Here is a 17,825-nt window from a genome sequence, read left to right as displayed (position 1 = left end):
TGTTTCTTGCTTACCTCTCTCTACACAAAACCCGGCATGGCCTCCCGTTTCCCCTCATCTATTTCACAAAAAAACAGACCCTTCCTCTTCAACACATTCTTTGCGGCGTATTTTTGCACACTCCGTGAGGCTCATGTCTCAACACACTCCACATGTCCCTTCATCCTCCCCCATATCTGCCTTGCTCTTCCACCGATGCTTCTGTTCTTTCTCCCCCATCCCTCCTTCGTTTTGCCCCTATTTCACACTTTCTCTGATCCTCTTTTTCACACCATCTGTGAGGAATTCTTGCCTGTTTCTCCTTTTTTTTTATTCCCTTCTTCTTCTTCTTCTCACACATTAAACATCCTTCTTCCCCTCATTTTCCACCTCAATTCCTGCCTCATCTATTTCGCTGATTTACAAATACGCTGCGCGTTTCTCCTCCAGTACGTCGTGTAGGATCGCGAGCGTCTGGCTCGCGATTATGAAGGGCTGGTGACCAGTTCGGAGGCCCTGATCCAGTTGGCTTCGATCCGGCTCATGCTCCAGCGGCTCTCTCCTTTCCGCTACTAACACTTGTGGCTAGAACACTCTCTAAGCGTATCCCTTTGAACAGGGTATACAAATAGCAAAACGCGCTTTTCATAAACTACTCAAACTGCCAAAAGTACCAATCCAAGGAAGCTAATTGCCAATATATTGCATATAATTTTTCATATGTGTTAATATTAGTCAAGTGGATAATGAAAAGCGCCAATTCTAAATTAAGAACAGAGAACAATGAGGAGGCCCGAGACCTTTATGTATGCAGAGCAAACATCCGATCTCGCTGGTCGTATCAACCGCATCGAGCAGAATTTATTTATTCCGAGCCGCATATCAGAATACTCTGCACAAAAATCTAGTTTGCTCGATGCCATGGAGCGTTACGGGGTACCAGGTGTGAGTGTCGCAGTCATCCATCAAGGCAACATCGAGTGGGCTAAGGGTTATGGTGTACAGGATGTGGAGACGCAGGTGCCAGTGACGATCGACACGTTATTTCAAGCAGCATCGATTAGCAAGCCTGTGACGGCAGCTGCGGTGCTACGATTGGTGGATGCAGGACAGCTCGACCTCGATGAAGATGTGAACGCAACTCTTCGTACGTGGAAAATCACTGGCACACAGCTTTGGCAGCCTCGCGTGACGTTGCGGCATTTATTGTGCCATGGAGCAGGTGTAACTGTGCATGGTTTCCATGGGTATGCCCATGATGCTGCGCTCCCAGCGATTGAGCAGGTGCTGGCAGGCCAGCGTCCAGCTAACACCGATCCAATTCGCGTCGATACTCTTCCTGGTGCTCAATTTCGTTATTCCGGCGGAGGATTCTGTATTCTCCAGCGCCTCTTGATGGATGTGACCGGTCTGCCATTCCCTGAACTGATGCGCGATCTTGTTCTGTATCCCGTAGGGATGAAACAGAGCACGTTCCACCAACCTCTGCCACGCGCATTGATGGAACGTGCTGCCACAGGGCATCGGAACGGAGCCAAACCGGTCGCCGGAAAGTGGCATACCTATGCCGAAATGGCTGCCGCTGGTCTTTGGACGACGCCCTCAGACCTCGCCCGTTTCGTCCTGGCGCTTCAACGTTCCTGGTCTGGTGAAACTGGCAGCCTGCTTTCACAAGCCATCACGCGTCAAATGTTGACGCCTCAAGTGGTACCGTTTTTCGGGTTGAGCTTTTGGCTAACGCCCCGAGGAGTGGACGATGGGACCACCATGCGTTTCACCCATCCTGGTGGCAATGAAGGATTTAGCTGTCTGCTGGAAGCTTACTGCCAGGAAGGACTGGGCGCCGTTGTGATGACCAATGTCGATCAGGGAATGGGCAAAGTCGAAGGGCTGATCCCTGCTATAGCTCAAGAGTACAACTGGCCAGGTTTCCTGCCCAAGTCTGCGGGAGTTCCTGAGCAAAATTCTGTGTTCTCAGATGCCTACGTTGGAGTGTATGAATTAAGGCAAGGTTTTACCTTCACTATTTTGAAACAAGCAGGAAGCCTATTCCTCAAGCCAACGGGCCAGCATGAGTTGGCACTCTTTCCCGAAAGCGAAACAGCGTACCGTCTCAACGGGATAGATGCAACGGTGACTTTTGTAAAGGAAGGGTTACAGCAGGAGGTGACTAGTTTACTATTCAAGCAGAATGATATCGAAATAGCAGCGAAAAAGCGAGTGTCGTGCCCCTCAACATAAAACATTGCAATATGGGCTCTTGAGTATGAATGGAACGAAAAACAACGCCAAGAAATCGGAACAGTGAAAAGAACGCTCGAACAGGCTCTTTGACTATCCCCGGAGTGTTTGAGTTTTTCTTTGACCTGCTCACGGCTGACTTGGGTATACCGAGCGGTCGTTTGGATTGCTGGCGTGCCTTTCTTGGTCATATGGCCCAGATAATACGCTACTTCTTCCAGACTCCAGCCAGCTTCACGCGCTCGGTGAGCAAAATCATGGCGCAAATCGTGAAACGTCAGATCGGCAATGTGTTCCCATTGATCCTTTGTCGCTCGCGCTTTCAGGTTGCGGAACCAGTGATGAATCCCTTCCTCGGTCAGCCGTGCGTTCCGTTGAGAAGGAAAGACGTATTCCCGCTCAGGATCGCCTGTCACCTGGAGATAGTCGTAGAGGGACTGGTAGGAAGGAAACAAGCCTCGCGTTTTTTCGCACCCACCTTCTGAGGTTGTGTTGCAAGAAATTGAAGGAAGACAAAATAAGTAGAAAGGGGTTCTGATTGTTGAGTTTATCCTGCTACTCCAAAGAGCTTGGCGATCAATGTAACTTGCTCTTTCACATCTCCTTTTGCCACGCCTTGCAGTTGCCCCTTCCTGATCATGTTCATCACCTCGAATCCTTGTACGGTTCGCCATGCGGTCTCAAAGGTAAAAAAGCCCATCCCTGGCTTCGTCAGACGTTTGAGAAACCGATGATCTTGTTCGATGAGATTGTTGAGGTATTTCACCTGTCGCAATTCCACGTGCTGAGGCAATACTTCAGTGGCTTTCAAGTTGGCAATGGCCTTGGGATAGGCCGCGTTTTTGTCGACATTGATCACACGAGGAGTTCGTCTTGTGGGAGTGGGAACCGTTGGAGCCGTGGGCGAGGCTACCTGTTGAGCTTGAGGCGTTGAATCCGTAGTGGCATGCAGCGCTTTGAGAAAGAAGCGTTTGGCCGCCTCGGCATCCCGCGTTGGACTCAAGAGAAACTCGATCGTGTTTCCTTCAGAATCCACTGCGCGATAGAGGTACATCCAGACGTTCTTGACCTTGATGTATGTCTCATCGACTTTCCACGAATCATTCCAGGCTTTCAGGTGAGGCCGACAGCGTTTTTCCAATTCTGGAGCAGAGTGCTGGACGAGAGCGAAAAATAGTGGTATGGTCGATGGATAGGCCCCACTCCCGCATCATCTCTTTCAGGTCTCGGTAGCTTAAAGCATACCGAAGATACCAACGAACACAGAGCAAAATGATCGCCGCTTCAAAATGACGCCATTTGAACAGTTTGGCATTTTCCATGACAGGGCCTCTCTTCAGAAAATAAGCCCAAACGTATCACATTGGCGTCATCTTTGCAACACAACCGTTCAGGCTTCGTCTCAAAGACAGTGATGAGCATTATCAGGTTCCTCTCTCAGGAAACAAGCATGTCAATCAAGGAATGAACTGGGAAAAATCTGTCCAATTCCGGGGGCCATCTCCCCGTCTCCTAAACGGGCAGATCACCCCGTAGTTCTCAACTGTCGGCCCAGTCACTCCTGTGATGTACAGAAAATGTCCATTTTGAGGAAGCTAGCTCCTCCCCACAGGCCATGTGCATTGCTATGGCTTGAGGGAGAGCACCGCTTTGCCATGCTCCAAATCGACAGGCACCGAGTTCTGATGGTGCACGATCAGCCACTTGCCGTTGATCAAGCGCCAGCACGCGGTCCAACGCAGCCAGAGATCGGTCTTCTGCCCAGTGTTCATGGTTCCGCTTATCCGGTTGAGGCTGTGGGTGAATGCAACATCATCGCCCACCGTGATGGACAGGTCGTGCATTTCATAGCCTATCGGCCCCTGGAACGACGAGAACACCTCTTCCCAAACGTTCCTGAATGCATCTGCTCCCACGTATCGCAGCGGGGGCACGATGTCGAACGACACAACCTCCTGCGCGTAGAGAGACATGATGCCTTCGATGTTCTTGTCATGAAGCGATCTGATGCAATCGTCTAGGAGTCCTTGGATTGCGGCTTCATCGTTTTTCTTGTGTTCTTCGACTGTCATAGTTTCCTTCTTCCTCTCGCCTGTCTGTTATGAATCGCAAATCCTCGTGGAACTTTGCCCATTTTGGGGAGAAGCTGCTGATTTCCTGGCAATTCTTTTGTTGAAAGCATCTCCCCTTAACGTTGTAAAGTTCGTCGGCGGGCCTAATAGGCCATGTGGGGCTTCTGAATAGTTACATCCTTTGCCATGTGTACATTGGTGATCTTATATCCTACCCTTTCGTAGAGAGATATGGCTTCCCTATTATGCCCAAAGGCATGTAACGTGATCCTCTCTAGACCAAGAGCATGCGCCTTTCCCTCAATTAACTGAAGTGTTTGCGTTCCATGTCCTTGTCTGCGAAACGCTTCATAAATCAAAATATTGACAAGAGTAAGATAACGCAATCTCCCGGTCTGCTGAATCATGAGCCAGACAAAACCAACGGAGACGTTCTGAGTGTTCTCGACGATCATGTAGAGGATACTGTCTTTGGTATTCACTCCATTGGGGAGTAGCTCTTGATACTCCCGAGTAGAAAGCTCCATCGCATCAGCAGAAGCATAATTGCCGGCTTGTATTTTCTCTTCTGCATAATTGGTGATGGCATAGTCAAGAAATTGCTGGTACTCCGTTTCATCCATTGGCCTCAGATACAGCATGTACTCTTCCTTTTTAACAAAAACATCTAGCATATAATTGCCAAGTTGCAATTACAGCAAAAACATACATATTCACAAGTATAGAGAAGAGATAGCACAACTAATCTGTGCATCCGTGTGCAAAAAGTTGTGGGGCACCCATTTTCCCGCGCAGATGGTTCTCACACGCTTGTGCATCTTTTCTGCCTCCAAGAGGAGCAGAACCGTCCCGCTGGGAACGCGCACTCGTCCGTTCTCGAAAAGGCTCACCAATTTACTGCTGGATCTGCCACTGGAGCTTGTCCTTTACGGGTGTCAGCCGACCGAAGACGGAATCAGAGAAATGGGTACCAACTCCTATTGTTGAGGGTTTTGCAAGTTCGCGGAGCATCTGCTCGCGCGTGAGCTTTGCTTGTTCGTGGTCGCTGTCCATGGAATTGGTCCATTCGGGATGCTCGAATTGTGCGACACTGTGAAAGATATCACCCAGGAGAATGGCTCGTTCCTGGCCCGAAGTGACCAGGAGTGAAGCGTGGCCAAGGGTGTGTCCTGATGTGGCAAGGATCGTCACTTCAGGGATAATCCGCTCTCCTTCCTCTACGAGTTCGACACGATGCTCCAACAGTTTCAGCGCGTCTTCAATCCCGGATCTCTTTTCTGCCGGATTGTCGAAGCGGTGCCACTCGGAGCCCCGTAGCAAATGGCGCGCGTTTGGAAAAGTCGGGATCAGTTCTCCCTTCACTGGCATCCCAGTCCAGCCTACATGATCAGAGTGCAGGTGCGTGAAGAAGACGATATCAATATTGGCTGGATCAAGTCCCGCCCGCTTGAGACTTGAGAGGAGTTTGCCAGAGTACACCATTCCCTCTACGGACCTGGGGCCATAGCCCGTATCAACTATGACCGCGTGGTCAGGCGTCTGGATGACATAAGCACCAATACTACCAACAAGTTGACCGTGATGATCGAGCAAATGCTGATAAAATTGCCAGTCCGCAGTGGTGGTCGTAGGGAAGAGGACTCTCGGATTGAACAGAAAATACCCATCAGGCAGGTAGATGACACGGATGTCGCCGAGGGTAATGGAGTGGTATGCTGCTGCAGTAACCATTGGTGCGCTTCCTTTCAGTGTCTCTTGGAGTATGTTCAACAATCTCTGACAACGATGGGAGCTTCTCCGTCCATCGCTTTTGATGGAAGAGGGAGAGTGAGCAGGGAAGCTGACAACAGGTGATAGCGTATCGTCGTTCCCAACAAACAGGAATCATGTCAATTGCAGGAATGAACGGCGTGCTCTTCCGGGAGCACCCCATTTCCATGCGTATCCTCTCTAAAACGTGTGATCATCAGTTATGGAACGAGATCACAGGAGTGGAACGAGCCGCATTGTACACCAAACTCCTCACCCCTTTTTTACTTTTGCCCTTCCTCTTGCTCATCTTTTCAAGAAAACTCTTCCTTTCTCTCGCTAAGTTGACAATACCACTGCACCGATGCTGCCTGGGCGCAGGCTGGTGGTTGTGGCAGTCAACACCTACTCGGTTCTGGAGTTGCCCGCCTGTGCAGCTAAGATGATCGGGCCCGTCGTCATCGTCACCCGTTTGCGTCTGGATGCGGCCCTCTATGAGCCTGCTCCTGTTCGCAAACCGGGAACCTTTGGGCGCCCTTGCAAGAAGGGAGCGCGTTAGCCAACCTTGGCAAAGCGGCTCGCCGATCCGGCCACCGTCTGGCAGCGCATCAGCGTGGCTTGGTATAGCGGGACCACACGCACGGTGGAACTGGCGAGCGAAACCGCTGTCTGGTATCACAACGGACTGCCACCGGTCGCGATCCATTGGCTGCTCATTCAGGACCCGCAGGGGCAGTTCGATCCTCAAGCGCTGCTGTGTACCGATCAGCAGGCTCAGGCCCAAACTCTCCTGGAATGGTTTGTTCTGCGATGGCAGATGGAAGTGACATGCGCATGAGGTCCGCGCTCATCTGGGTGGAGAGACGCGGCGGCAGTGGTCCGACCTTGCCATCTTGCGCACCACCCCTGCACTGCTCGCTCTCTTTTCTTTGATCACAATCTTTGCTCATCAGTTGCTCCAGGATCAGCCTTTGCCCGTTCATCAGGCAGCTTGATACACCAAAACGCTTCCTACTTTTTCGGATGCACTGGACGCGCGTTCGCCAGCATCTGTGGCCAGTGACACTTTCTCCCCTGTCGCCTGCTAAACCCGACATCGTAGAAATCCCTCGGGCTCTTTTCGAGCGCTTCATCCAGACGCTCGCTTTTGCAACCTGATATGGATAAAGTCTAGATAAGAAAGAAGCTTTTTATCAGCGAGGTCGATGTGAAAAGGACACTTCCTGCGTCCCTCGGTGGAGAGCCGTTGGGAAAGGCTCTATTGGAGCACCTGCCAGTCTATGCTCCTAAGCTGCACCCGTAAGGAAGGGGTATGAAACGTACTCAAGAGGCGTGAACGCAAGGACATTTGCTGTCACGATCTTTGGGATGTCCAAAATGAACGGCTTCATGCCAACGCTCATATGAGACATCATCGTCATATGCTCTTGTCGTGCTTTGCGCATGCCAATGTTCCCTTTCGTTTTCTACGCTGAGATCAGTACATGTGCTACTTGACGATCACAGTGAGATTCATGCCAGGATGGACAGTACAGTACAATTGGAATGTACCTGCCGTACTGAAAGGACCAATCTCCTGATTATCATTACCGGTAAATTGAATGTTAACTTGAGCCGCGCCAGGTTCTTTACCAGCTTTGGGTGCGTTGTTTTGCCAGGTGCCATTGGCGATGATATGCCCAATTGGGACATCGTTAACAATATTGACTTTTTCGCCTTTCTCAATGGTGATCGAGGTTGGGGTAAAGACGAGCTCCTTCATATGAACGGTATTGGGTTTATTGCTTGCATCCGCATTGCCAGTCGCGCAAGCGGTGAAGAGGATTGCAATGGAGCTAAAAAGGAGCAGGATTGCAATAAGCTTTTTCACAGTGAATTATCCTCCAGAATACATAGAATAGGAGGGCAAAGCGCCCTGCGTGAATATGTTCTTCTTCCTGTTCGGGTTATAAATGTCGGCTTCTCCCTCAGATTCGTTCCTTCATGCCTGACAAATGAGTAGGTATAGACACTCCTGCGACGCCCATCGGGGAACAATCGGTGATGCCTCGCCGCCTCACCGATGAGGTCACATCTGAGACCTTCCAATGGAAGACATCGGCTGCCGCTGGGACAACGCCCCCTTGGAAGAGGCTCAGCCCCGACTCTTACCGAGGCCTTCCTCTGCGCCTCCAGCAGTACTCAGCGTTCCTGCGTTGATCCTGACGGTCCATCACCCCATTTCCCGATTTACCGCCTGAGGTCGTCAGCCCAGAAGTCGCTCACGTCGAGCGCGGACATGGATGCTCTTTTGAAGCCTCCCTATCCGCCACGTCACTTGAACTTCCACTCCAATTATTTGCCCCTCAGGCGAGCGACGACGGGAGCAAAGTTCTCCATTTGCCCGCCATTGAGTTGCAGGTACGAGAAACCATAGCGCTCACGGAGCTCAAGCATATACTCAATCGTCTGTTCAAGGCTCATTTGCCTCTGAGAAACTGGAGGGCCGCCAGCCTGGGGCTGATAGGGAACTGAGCTATCGGTAATGGCGATATCGTAGACAGGTTGCGCCAACTCCAGATTCGCGAAGCGCTCTCCTGCCGCCTCGCGTACCCAGGCGACCTTCTCTTCGAGAGGGATATCGGCGAGATCGCTCTTTCCTCCCTTGTTGTAGGTAGGTGTGGGTGAAACGATTGTAGCCTCTCGGGCGGCAATGGTAAGCATCCGTTTGCCAGCGCTACCAACCAGGATGGGTAGATGAGGCTTCTGTATCGACTTCGGCATGCCTGACAGTCCCGTTACCGTGTAGTACTTCCCGGAGAAGTTCACGCTCTCTTTCGTGAAGCACTGCTTGATTACCTGAAGCGCCTCCTCAAAGCGACTGACGCGTGTACCCGCGCTATCAAACGGAATGCCCAGTCGCTCGTAGTCTTCGCCACCAACGCCGGCTCCAATCCCTAGCTCAACACGCCCATTGGAGAGCACATCGAGGGTTGCGATCTCTTTTGCCAGCAAGGCGGGATGGCGGTAATCATTGGCGAAGACATAGCTGCCAACATGCAGTGTCGTTGTCGCCTCCGCCGCCACTGTCAGCGCCGTGATGATGCCCAGTTCCATCATCAATCGGTCCGGCATCATCAGGGTAGAATAGCCTAGTTCTTCAGCTCGACGTGCCAGACCCACCCACTGGTCACGCGATGATGCGGCGCTTACGACGCCAAAACGAAACGGTTTAGTCATAGTAGAACTTCCCTTCACTCTTACACATGGATCTTGGTCAATACAACTCCTTGTGAGATCCCCAGGCTTAGGTTGTTGCGATTTGGACCCTTCTGAGCTTCGGCCTTGTCCCCATAAAGCATACCGACGTGCGATTCTCCGCCAGGGCGCGCGTATACAACCTTGATCACGACTGGCCACGCGGATCGTCCCTGCACGCTGACTCCCCTGCGAAGATTCTTCCACCAGCGCCCGTCGACTGCCAAGAATAAAGAAGGTCTCCGCTACACCACAGCATTCGCTTTGAGATGTACTTTGACCACTGCGGCACCACGCTCAATGGCCCGGCGTAGATCATCGGTGTCAGGTTTTCCATCGGAGCCAGCCTTAATCCCCATAAAGCGGCCCTGTGTTGGATTCTTCGCGAGAATAACCTGGTAGACCTCCGACATTGCTTCTTTGTCCGTCACCACCTCCGTGACGGCAAAGCGCCGTTCCCCATGCAAGCGAAGCCACACGGTGGCCCCACCGCGCAGATTTTTCCACCAGGATCCACCGACAGCCAGAAGCAAGGTGTCACCCTGCCGCACATAGCTGATTGGGGTCGTAAACTCCTTGCCACTCTTGCGCCCGGTAAACGTGATGAGCAAGAGTTTACTACTCATCACCCCGTGCAACGGTGAACGCAAGATTGTCTTCGATAATGGATTGAAGACGGCCTGAATGAAGCGAAACGTATTGCGTTTGCGTTCCGCTCTGGGTGTTGTCATCATGATTATTCCTCTTCCTCTCTGTACATAGTTGTGCCTTCTTTCTCACCAGCGCTGTCTGATGGCTTGACGCACCAAGGAGAAAAGGCAGAGACCTGCTTCATGTGTTCCGCTCTATGAGATGTTTGACCAGTGCTCTGACGATCGCTTGCTGTCCCGCAAGTGAAGGGTGAAGCCCATCTGGATACATCAAGTCAGGAGACGTGGGATTGCCAAAAAGCGCCTGGAGGTCAAGCACGTCTCCTGATTTGCGGCGCAGAAGATCTCCCAGGGCAATGAGATCTTCATTGTTCCAAGTCAATTGAAGCCGCTGAAAGAAAGGATTGGCGGCAATGCGCTCAGAAACAACGAGTGGAGGGATGATCCATATCTGACGAGCTTTCGTCTGAGTAGCCGCCAGGTGTTGGATTGCGGCCACGTTCCTGGCAGTTTCCTCCAGGCTCACCAGAGATTTTGCCAACGGGAAACCGATCCGCTGCACATCATTTGCACCCACAAAGCAGATAAGCCAGTTCGGTTTTTGGAGCAACGTCGCTGTCAACGAGCGCAGCGCCTGGGTCGTCGTCTGACCTGAAACGCCAGCGTTCACGAAGCGGACCTGATCATGTGGTCGTCGCAACTCAAACGCCTGGCGGAGCAGTTCCAGCCACGACAGCAGATCGTCGGTCGAGCTCTCGCCCAGACCAAGTACGATCTCTCCCGGTTGGAACGGCAACCGGTCAATGCCATCTGCAAAAGCTGCGTCATCCAGAAGAGACTGCGCCGTCTCCCGCACCTGCTCTTGAAAGCGGCTTTTCAGCCGCTGGTAGTCGGCAGTATCCAGTTGAAAGAGGGTTGCAATTTGTGTCTCAGTCAGCCCTGGCAGGAAATCTAAAATCTTTTCAGGGTGCTGGAACTGTATGAGTTTTTCTAGCTGTTGCTGATGGATAGTGGTCATGTTGTAAAGTTCACCTTTCTTTTCTGTCCCTTTGAAAAAGAAGGGAGTCGATAATGATGGACAGCATCCCATCCTGTACCTGTCAAGATGTTTCTTTGTCTATCTGAGAATGCTCGCCAGGCACGAGAACTGGTGCCACCTCTGCCGGGGCAGATTGGGTTCCTGGTCGTACAAACCACACAAAGCCCACATTGAGAACTGCCAGAGCAGTCACAACAAGGATCCCCATCCTCATTTGAAGGGCTGGGTCAGACAGAAAAAGCCAGAGGACACTGATGATCAACGGGCCGAAAACCGAGCCGATACGGCTACTGAGATTGGAAAGCGCGCTGGCGGCACCCATCATTTCCTGTGTGCCGGCGCTCATCAGAAGCGTTTGATTGGGGCCGTTAAAGAGTCCCATGCCTAGACCAACAAGCAGAAGACGCCAGGCAATATCAACCACCAGTGTTGGACGCGCCAGCACGAGAGAAAGCAAGATCAAACCAGCCAACAACAGACCTGAGCCTGCAAGCGTAAAAGGGCGTGCTCCGTAGCGATCCGTCAAGAACCCACCAAGGAGTCCGACCATCCCCATCCCCAGTGGCATACAGAGCAACAGGAGACCTGCTGTAGATGGCGTAAAATGCTGCACATTGTTGAGATCAAATGGGAAAAGGTAGTAGAGAGAGCCAGCAATGGTCACGCTACAGAGAAACCCAAGCAGGCCCAAGCGGAACGGCGGGAAGCGGAGCAACGCTCCCATCTGACGAAACCCATTGACCGATGGGGACTGATGATCCGTTAGGCTCACGTTACGTAAGCTCAAAAGCCCCAACAGAGCCGCAAGGCCGCAGATCGGAAGATTGACCAGAAAGACAGTTGACCAGTTCCAATGTGCCAGGAGCAGGCCGCCAATCCCAGGGCCGGCGACTCCGCCCAAAGGAGCAAGGGAGCCAATAATACCCATAGCTCGCCCTCGTTCGTGGGGAGCGACGACAGCGGCGGCTACCGCTATCCCCTGTGTTGCAATCAGCGCTCCAAAGCATCCCTGGAGTGCGCGACCTACCAAGAGGAGTGGGAAACTCATTGCCAGCCCACAGATGCTGCTCCCGACACCAAAGCCCAGCACTGCGATCAGGAAAAGGGGGAGTGTACGAACACGGTTCAGCAAATCTCCACATGGCAGGATCAGAATCAATAGAGGAATCGTATAGCTAAGAGTCACCGCTGATGCCAGGCTGTCAGAGAGCTGAAATTGGTGTGCGATTGCTGGCAATGCCAGCGCCACAATTGTTCCGTCCAGGGCCGAAAGAAAGATCGAGAGACCAATGGCAGCGACTGCTAGCCATCTGCGCTCGTTGTACATTTCCCTCTCACCTGGATGAAGTTGCTGTAGCGTTCTCATCGAAATCCTTGCTTATGCGATCACATAGCCGCCGTCAACTGGCAGCGTTACACCGGTAAGATACGAAGCGGCATCCGAGCAGAGCCAGAGCGCGGCCTCGGCGACTTCTACTGGTTCGGCCACACGCCCCAGTGGGATTGCACTCGTGATACGCTGCTTGATCTGTGGATCCGCGATCCAACGTTCGTTGACTGTCGTCACTGTTGTACCAGGTGCAAGAGCGTTGACTCGAATGTTGCTGCTCGCATATTCCAGGGCCGCCGCTTTGGTGAGGCCGATCACGCCGTGCTTACTTGCAATATATGGAGCAATTCCAGCTTTTGTGCCGATGAGTCCTACAGTAGAACTCATGTTGACAATCGCCCCCCCCCCCGTCTTGAGCATCGCGGGAATCTCATACTTCAGTGCGAGAAAGATGCCTGTCAGATTCACCTGAATGACCTGCTCAAAGAGATCTTCAGAGGTATCCACCAGTGATTTGTTTCCTCCTGCAATCCCAGCATTGTTAAAGGCAATATCAAGCCTCCCAAAGGTGTCTACAGTGCGTTTGACGAGTGTCTCAACGGAGGCAGCATCAGCCACATCAGTCTGAACAGCCAGCGCCTCGCCCCCATGGGCCTTAATCTCATCCACAATTTTTGCCATCTCATCTTCACTGCGAGCTGCAAGGACAACGCTGGCCCCCTGCTGCGCAAAGAGACGCGCTGCCGCTGCACCGATGCCTCGGCTTGCTCCTGTGATCAGCGCCACCTTACCAGTGAAGCGAGAGGAATCATCTTGCCCGCTCCCCTGTGAATGCGGTCTTACTGTCATAAGTATGTCCTTTCCCATTTCCATGAAGAGCAACGACTCTTTACATGGATTTCAACTTCGTTTATTATTTAGGTGAACAGTCTGTCCAATGTTTTATTGGACAGACAGATTGTACAATGAATTCCAGAAGGAGTCAAGGCTTTTTTATGAGTCCTCGTCCCTATCGACTCGGGCAGCGTCAGGTCGCAAACGAACAGACGCGCTCTCGTATCATCAATGCGGCCCGCGAACTGCTAATGGCTTATGATAGCTTTTCGACCTTTTCTCTTGATGCCGTCGCGCGTCGCGCAGATGTAGTTCGCGCGACGGTCTACCACCAGTTCGGCACCAAAGCAGGATTGCTTGAAGCGCTCAGTGACTCTTTAGCAGCCAGTGGTGGTATGGAGCAACTTGCTACTGTATTTCGTCACCCTGATCCGCTCGACGTTTTGACCCACTATATTCTGGCCTTTAGTCGCTTCTGGGACGCAGATCGGCTTGTCACCCGCAGGCTCAGGGCTCTGGCTGCCCTTGATGCAGATTTTGAGCGTGTCATACGAGCCAGGGACGAGCGAAGGCGCCAAGGAGTAAAAGTGATCCTGCAACGGTTGGGCGAGAAACAGATGCTTGCTCCTACCCAGTCTCTTGATGAGGCTGCCGATACACTTTTTACTCTGATCAGCTTTGAGACGTTTGATACGCTGGCTGGGAAAGAACGAAGCATGCTGGAAGTTGCGCCGCAGGTGTGCTCTCTCGTCTGTGCAGCGCTTCATCTCAAAACAAAGTGATGTACAGAAACCACAAGTGCGTCAGTTCCCACTTGTGGGTATCAATTCAAAACAAAGTGATGTACAGAAACCACAAGTGCGTCAGTTCCCACTTATGGGTATCAATCCCTCCCCACGAACCTATGAACGCATCCTAGGAAAAAGGAAAACTGTCAACGAGAGCAGGAGACTGACCAACACAATTACCATGAGCGAGAGAGAGAAAGCGTCGATATAGCTCTTGTGATGAGCCAGAAGGGTTGCGAAGAGTGTTCCAATCAATGCCACACCAATCACACTGGCAATCTGTTCGATGATAGCATAGACGCCGGAAGCAGCACCAACCATAGCTCCTTTAATCTCCTGTAAGGCGTTATTCATTACTGGTGCAGCCAACGTTCCATTCCCAGCAGAGGTAACAAAAAGACCAACCAGCAGAGGAACAATTCCATATTGAGGGACCAGGAATAAAACTGACAGAAGCGTCAAGAGATATCCCAATGTGACCAGTGCTGCTCCTAAGTGCAACGTCTTTGCCTTAAGCCTGCGTACTACTTGGGCTGAAACACTTGACGCCAACATATATGCAATTCCCATAATCATCACCACGCATCCCGATTGCCAGGGGAGGTAGCGCAACCCTTCTTGCAAGTAAAAGGGCAGTGTCAGTAAGATCGCTCCAAAGAGCATATCGACCAGGAAGACGGAGCATATCCCTGCCACAAATGAGCGCATTTGAAAAAGGGAAAGTGGCACGATAGGAGTACCTCCATGTTGCGTCAACCGCCACTCATACCTGACAAAAATTCCAAGCAAAAGTAGTGCAATGACCAGGCTCAGCATACTCCAGAATGACCATCCTTGACTGCTCCCACCCACTAACGGACAAATGAGCAAGAAGAGCGTCACTGAAAGCAAAATCACCCCTCGTAGGTCAAGCTGATGGGTAGATGATCTCCGGGTTTCTGGCACCAGGAACCAAGCCGCTACGATCGTAACAAGACCAATGGGGATATTGACGAGAAAGATATTTCTCCAGCCCAACCCCAAAATGTTTGCGGCTAACAGCAGTCCACCAAGAACCTGCCCCAGAATTGCGGCCAGTCCCATAGTCGCAATATAGTAGCTTAGGGGACTTCCGAGAATAAATAGACAAAGAGAGGCCGAGATGATATGCCACACCATCTCACACCAGGCGTTCATACACTGTTTCCGTTTTTCTGGGCCTCTGTGAGAATGCCAGCTTAAAGCAAAAAGAAGACATTGCGCTTTGCAGGGAGGAACCATTTGGAGACGTATTTTGAGGGGAGAGGTTCGGACTCTCCTTCTATTGAGGCAGTCTGGCGTGGCGGAGCCGGGCAAGGGTATACCCCTGTCTGCCCGGCCTCCGGACAATGGCATTTACTCTTTCTCAAGCGGTACGACAGGCTGCATATTTCTGTACAGGGACCGTTGACCAGAGCGACCCCTGTGGCTCAACCCGAAGGGACCGAGTGGTTCGGGGTCACGTTTCCTCTCGGCACTTTTCTGCCCGCACTCTCCATTCAACGCTTGCTGGATGAGCAGGCGTTCCTGCCCCTGGCCTCGCAAACATCCTTTCATCTGGCTGACTCCAGCTGGCCGATCCCTGACTATGAGAATGTTGAGACCTTTATTGAGCGCCTGGTTCGCCAGCATGTGCTGGTCTCTGATCCCGTGGTGCAGGCGGTCCTGGCTCATCACCCGGTAGAGATGTCGTTGCGCACCATCAGGCGCCGCTTTGTCCTGGCGACCGGGCTCCCCTACAAGACAATTGAGCAGATCGAGCGCGCCAAACAGGCCACCGCGCTTCTGGGGCAGGGCGTTTCGCTGATCGACGCGGCATATCAGACCGGGTACGCGGACCAGTCCCATCTGACCCGGGCGCTGAAGCATTTCATTGGCTACACTCCCGCCCTCATTGCTCGGACTCAACATGGGCTGACGCTCCGCTAAAGAGTTTTATCAACAAGCGGGAGCCATAGAGACGCGGCAGGCAAGCCGCGTCTCTATGGCTCCCGCTTGTTGATAAAACCTTATTGGATGGCCATTTTCTTCAAGACGCTCCCCCTCTGTTAGAGTATACTCGTGTTGCTGACTCTTCATGTGAAGAAAGCGGCTACACTGGTTAAATCAGAGTTGAACGATAAAAGGAGCATGCTATGAGAAAAATCATTTCTCTGATCCATCTTTCGCTGAATGGCTTTACCTCGGGTCCCAACGACGAACTGGATTGGATTGCGTATGATCACGAATTGGAGCAGGATGCCCATTCCTTGCACGTGCTCACAGACGCCGTGATCTGGGGGCGCAGAACGTATGAAGGCATGGCCAGCTACTGGCTCACGGTGCCGGGCAATCCCGCCAGCACTCCAGCCGAACTCGAACACGCGCGCTTTCTGGACGCTGCCACCAAGATTGTGGTCTCGCGCACATTGGAGCGCGTTGCATGGAACAATGCACAGAATACCGTGCTGATCAAGGATCACATCGCCGAAGAAATTAATGCCATCAAACAGCAGCCAGGCAAGGATATCTGGTTCCTCGGCAGTCCCATGCTGGCGCGCACGTTTATGGAACTGGATCTGATTGACGAATATCGCATCAATATCAATCCAACGATCCTTGGCGAGGGCAAGGCCCTCTTTGCCGGCGTCACCCGTTCATTCCCGCTCAAACTGCTGGCCTCAAAGACCTTTCAGAGTGGAGTTGTGGCCCTGCGCTACGAACCGGATCGCTCGGCAAAGTAGCAGAAGGCAGACGCGGCATATATGAACGCTTGGTGTGAGTTAGAAAACGCTTGAAAAAAAGGTATCCAGGCTCTAAAGTAAGCTGAAATCAAGAACCTTCAAGGAGCTTACAATGGAACACCTGGATACCTTTCTAACTGTACTCTACGTCATGGTCGATGACCTGTGCAAGCAGCATAGTTTGTCGATGCCCAGACACCCTGGGCCAGCCCCTAAGCTGGGCTTGAGTGAACTCCTCACCCTGGCATTGTTTGGACAATGGGCGCGATTTCCCAGCGAACAGGCCTTTTATCGCTTTGCGCAGCGTCATTTGAAAGCCGCCTTTCCGACGCTTCCCGACCACAGCCAATTTGTGCGAGGTGAGCATGCTTGTGCGCAGTTGATCGAACAGATCGCTTGCCTGCTCGCCTCGCTCCGACTGGGCCAATCCGAAGAGCTATATCAGATCCTGGATGCCACCGGTGTCCCGGTTCGTTGCATCAAACGGCGAGGAGGAGGCTGGTTGGCCGGCGTTGCTGACAAAGGCTGGTGCAGCCGCATCAGCTCGTACATGGGTTTCCACGTCCTGATGGCCATTACCCCCACAGGCTTTTTGACCGGCTTTGGCTTCTCCCAGGCGAGCGTGCATGACACTCGCTTGGCCGAGACCTTTCTCGGTCTGCGGGCTCATCCCTCTGCTCGCTTATCAAGCCCTGGGCAAGCCTTTCCAACCTACGTCGCTGATCGCGGCTTCGCCAGCGAGCCGCTGCAACTGCATTGGCTTCACGACGCTCATGCGGCTGTACTGACTCAATCGCACAATCGCAAGCCAGTCACTGAGCCCTCTCCCCGCTGGCGGCGCTGGATGCACGGCGTTCGCCAGGTGATCGAAAGTGTTTCCGGCAAGTTGCACTTGGCTTTTCGCCTGGCAACCGATCGACTTCATACGGTGCCCGGCTTTCGCGCTCGCCTTGCTGCCAAAGTGGGCCCCCACAACTTTTGTTGTTGGCTCAATCTTCTGCTGGGACGCCCGCCACTGGCTTTTGCCGACTTACTTGATTTCTAACTCACACCAAGCGTATGCTGATGGCATGGAGACGGGATCGAAACAACACATCTATCAAGAGATGCGAGCCTTACTCAACGAAAAGCAGTGGAGGCAATATCTTGCCATGGAAGCACAACA

At 52.3% G+C, this 17,825-nt stretch carries 18 protein-coding genes and 2 pseudogenes; 7 read left to right on the top strand and 13 right to left on the bottom strand.

Annotated elements, in window-relative coordinates; all coding sequences use genetic code 11:
* Positions 1-160: 160 nt before the first annotated feature.
* Positions 161-340, bottom strand: a complete 180-nt coding sequence (locus KRAC_RS53590) for a hypothetical protein (RefSeq protein ID WP_040447622.1) — start codon at positions 338-340, stop codon at positions 161-163.
* Between the two features lie 443 nt (positions 341-783).
* Between KRAC_RS53590 and KRAC_RS77625 the strand changes: the two genes are divergently transcribed.
* Positions 784-2,220, top strand: coding sequence for a serine hydrolase (locus KRAC_RS77625; RefSeq protein ID WP_007921531.1), 1,437 nt, complete (start codon positions 784-786; stop codon positions 2,218-2,220).
* Positions 2,221-2,414: 194 nt separating this feature from the next.
* On the opposite strand, the pseudogene KRAC_RS77620 reads toward KRAC_RS77625, so the two are convergent.
* The 5 genes and pseudogenes from KRAC_RS77620 to KRAC_RS53560 form a co-directional block, all read right to left on the bottom strand.
* Positions 2,415-2,636: pseudogene (locus KRAC_RS77620) on the bottom strand (tyrosine-type recombinase/integrase); the annotation flags it as partial.
* Between the two features lie 131 nt (positions 2,637-2,767).
* A pseudogene (locus tag KRAC_RS53575) lies at positions 2,768-3,542 on the bottom strand (IS6 family transposase).
* A 303-nt stretch (positions 3,543-3,845) separates the two neighbouring features.
* Positions 3,846-4,292, bottom strand: a complete 447-nt coding sequence (locus KRAC_RS53570; RefSeq protein ID WP_007921525.1) for a YybH family protein — start codon at positions 4,290-4,292, stop codon at positions 3,846-3,848.
* A gap of 143 nt (positions 4,293-4,435) precedes the next feature.
* Positions 4,436-4,933 (bottom strand): GNAT family N-acetyltransferase, encoded by a 498-nt coding sequence (locus tag KRAC_RS53565; RefSeq protein ID WP_007921523.1) that lies wholly within the window; start codon positions 4,931-4,933, stop codon positions 4,436-4,438.
* A gap of 253 nt (positions 4,934-5,186) precedes the next feature.
* Complete coding sequence (locus tag KRAC_RS53560) at positions 5,187-6,023, bottom strand: MBL fold metallo-hydrolase (RefSeq protein ID WP_007921520.1); 837 nt, start codon at positions 6,021-6,023, stop codon at positions 5,187-5,189.
* A gap of 382 nt (positions 6,024-6,405) precedes the next feature.
* On the opposite strand from KRAC_RS53560, the gene KRAC_RS64405 reads away from it, so the two are divergent.
* Positions 6,406-6,600, top strand: a complete 195-nt coding sequence (locus tag KRAC_RS64405) for a hypothetical protein (protein WP_052569332.1) — start codon at positions 6,406-6,408, stop codon at positions 6,598-6,600.
* Between the two features lie 6 nt (positions 6,601-6,606).
* Positions 6,607-6,879 carry a hypothetical protein gene (locus KRAC_RS70440; protein WP_052569331.1) on the top strand — a complete coding sequence of 91 codons (273 nt, stop codon included), beginning with the start codon at positions 6,607-6,609 and terminating at the stop codon, positions 6,877-6,879.
* 651 nt (positions 6,880-7,530) lie between these two features.
* Here KRAC_RS70440 and KRAC_RS53550 read toward each other — a convergent pair.
* The 6 genes from KRAC_RS53550 to KRAC_RS53525 all read right to left on the bottom strand — a co-directional run bounded on the left by KRAC_RS53550 (position 7,531) and on the right by KRAC_RS53525 (position 13,146).
* A complete protein-coding gene (locus KRAC_RS53550; protein ID WP_007921515.1) occupies positions 7,531-7,911 on the bottom strand; it encodes a cupredoxin domain-containing protein in 381 nt (126 codons plus the stop codon).
* A 464-nt stretch (positions 7,912-8,375) separates the two neighbouring features.
* On the bottom strand, positions 8,376-9,260 hold the full coding sequence (locus KRAC_RS53545) for a TIGR03621 family F420-dependent LLM class oxidoreductase (RefSeq protein ID WP_007921513.1): 885 nt from the start codon (positions 9,258-9,260) through the stop codon (positions 8,376-8,378).
* A gap of 263 nt (positions 9,261-9,523) precedes the next feature.
* The gene (locus KRAC_RS64395) at positions 9,524-10,012 is read right to left on the bottom strand and encodes a nitroreductase/quinone reductase family protein (protein WP_007921509.1); all 489 of its coding nucleotides are present in this window, start codon (positions 10,010-10,012) and stop codon (positions 9,524-9,526) included.
* Between the two features lie 97 nt (positions 10,013-10,109).
* Positions 10,110-10,946, bottom strand: coding sequence for an SGNH/GDSL hydrolase family protein (locus KRAC_RS53535; protein WP_040447620.1), 837 nt, complete (start codon positions 10,944-10,946; stop codon positions 10,110-10,112).
* A gap of 82 nt (positions 10,947-11,028) precedes the next feature.
* Positions 11,029-12,333: an MFS transporter gene (locus tag KRAC_RS53530; RefSeq protein WP_007921502.1), complete on the bottom strand. Its 1,305-nt coding sequence runs from the start codon at positions 12,331-12,333 to the stop codon at positions 11,029-11,031.
* Positions 12,334-12,345: 12 nt separating this feature from the next.
* Positions 12,346-13,146: an SDR family NAD(P)-dependent oxidoreductase gene (locus tag KRAC_RS53525; protein WP_007921500.1), complete on the bottom strand. Its 801-nt coding sequence runs from the start codon at positions 13,144-13,146 to the stop codon at positions 12,346-12,348.
* A 146-nt stretch (positions 13,147-13,292) separates the two neighbouring features.
* On the opposite strand from KRAC_RS53525, the gene KRAC_RS53520 reads away from it, so the two are divergent.
* On the top strand, positions 13,293-13,913 hold the full coding sequence (locus KRAC_RS53520) for a TetR/AcrR family transcriptional regulator (protein WP_040447618.1): 621 nt from the start codon (positions 13,293-13,295) through the stop codon (positions 13,911-13,913).
* A 120-nt stretch (positions 13,914-14,033) separates the two neighbouring features.
* Here KRAC_RS53520 and KRAC_RS53515 read toward each other — a convergent pair whose 3' ends face one another.
* Positions 14,034-15,095 carry an MFS transporter gene (locus tag KRAC_RS53515; RefSeq protein ID WP_007921498.1) on the bottom strand — a complete coding sequence of 354 codons (1,062 nt, stop codon included), beginning with the start codon at positions 15,093-15,095 and terminating at the stop codon, positions 14,034-14,036.
* Between the two features lie 84 nt (positions 15,096-15,179).
* On the opposite strand from KRAC_RS53515, the gene KRAC_RS53510 reads away from it, so the two are divergent.
* The 3 genes from KRAC_RS53510 to KRAC_RS53500 all read left to right on the top strand — a co-directional run bounded on the left by KRAC_RS53510 (position 15,180) and on the right by KRAC_RS53500 (position 17,705).
* The gene (locus tag KRAC_RS53510; RefSeq protein ID WP_007921495.1) at positions 15,180-15,866 is read left to right on the top strand and encodes an AraC family transcriptional regulator; all 687 of its coding nucleotides are present in this window, start codon (positions 15,180-15,182) and stop codon (positions 15,864-15,866) included.
* Positions 15,867-16,072: 206 nt separating this feature from the next.
* Positions 16,073-16,660, top strand: a complete 588-nt coding sequence (locus KRAC_RS53505) for a dihydrofolate reductase family protein (protein WP_007921493.1) — start codon at positions 16,073-16,075, stop codon at positions 16,658-16,660.
* Between the two features lie 112 nt (positions 16,661-16,772).
* Positions 16,773-17,705, top strand: coding sequence for a transposase (locus tag KRAC_RS53500; RefSeq protein WP_007921492.1), 933 nt, complete (start codon positions 16,773-16,775; stop codon positions 17,703-17,705).
* Positions 17,706-17,825 lie beyond the last annotated feature (120 nt).

This window comes from Ktedonobacter racemifer DSM 44963 (assembly GCF_000178855.1).
GTDB classification, from domain to species: Bacteria; Chloroflexota; Ktedonobacteria; order Ktedonobacterales; family Ktedonobacteraceae; genus Ktedonobacter; species Ktedonobacter racemifer.
This window is presented reverse-complemented; position numbering and strand designations above follow the sequence as displayed.

Coding starts and splice junctions, on each gene's coding strand:
- KRAC_RS64395 (WP_007921509.1), bottom strand. CDS start 10,012: ATGATGACAACACCCAGAGCGGAACGCAAACGCAATACGTTTCGCTTC.
- KRAC_RS53545 (WP_007921513.1), bottom strand. CDS start 9,260: ATGACTAAACCGTTTCGTTTTGGCGTCGTAAGCGCCGCATCATCGCGT.
- KRAC_RS53535 (WP_040447620.1), bottom strand. CDS start 10,946: ATGACCACTATCCATCAGCAACAGCTAGAAAAACTCATACAGTTCCAG.
- KRAC_RS53565 (WP_007921523.1), bottom strand. CDS start 4,933: ATGCTGTATCTGAGGCCAATGGATGAAACGGAGTACCAGCAATTTCTT.
- KRAC_RS77625 (WP_007921531.1), top strand. CDS start 784: ATGTATGCAGAGCAAACATCCGATCTCGCTGGTCGTATCAACCGCATC.
- KRAC_RS53505 (WP_007921493.1), top strand. CDS start 16,073: ATGAGAAAAATCATTTCTCTGATCCATCTTTCGCTGAATGGCTTTACC.
- KRAC_RS53590 (WP_040447622.1), bottom strand. CDS start 340: ATGTGTGAGAAGAAGAAGAAGAAGGGAATAAAAAAAAAGGAGAAACAG.
- KRAC_RS53515 (WP_007921498.1), bottom strand. CDS start 15,095: ATGAACGCCTGGTGTGAGATGGTGTGGCATATCATCTCGGCCTCTCTT.
- KRAC_RS53570 (WP_007921525.1), bottom strand. CDS start 4,292: ATGACAGTCGAAGAACACAAGAAAAACGATGAAGCCGCAATCCAAGGA.
- KRAC_RS53530 (WP_007921502.1), bottom strand. CDS start 12,333: ATGAGAACGCTACAGCAACTTCATCCAGGTGAGAGGGAAATGTACAAC.
- KRAC_RS53560 (WP_007921520.1), bottom strand. CDS start 6,023: ATGGTTACTGCAGCAGCATACCACTCCATTACCCTCGGCGACATCCGT.
- KRAC_RS53525 (WP_007921500.1), bottom strand. CDS start 13,146: ATGACAGTAAGACCGCATTCACAGGGGAGCGGGCAAGATGATTCCTCT.
- KRAC_RS53520 (WP_040447618.1), top strand. CDS start 13,293: ATGAGTCCTCGTCCCTATCGACTCGGGCAGCGTCAGGTCGCAAACGAA.
- KRAC_RS53500 (WP_007921492.1), top strand. CDS start 16,773: ATGGAACACCTGGATACCTTTCTAACTGTACTCTACGTCATGGTCGAT.
- KRAC_RS64405 (WP_052569332.1), top strand. CDS start 6,406: ATGCTGCCTGGGCGCAGGCTGGTGGTTGTGGCAGTCAACACCTACTCG.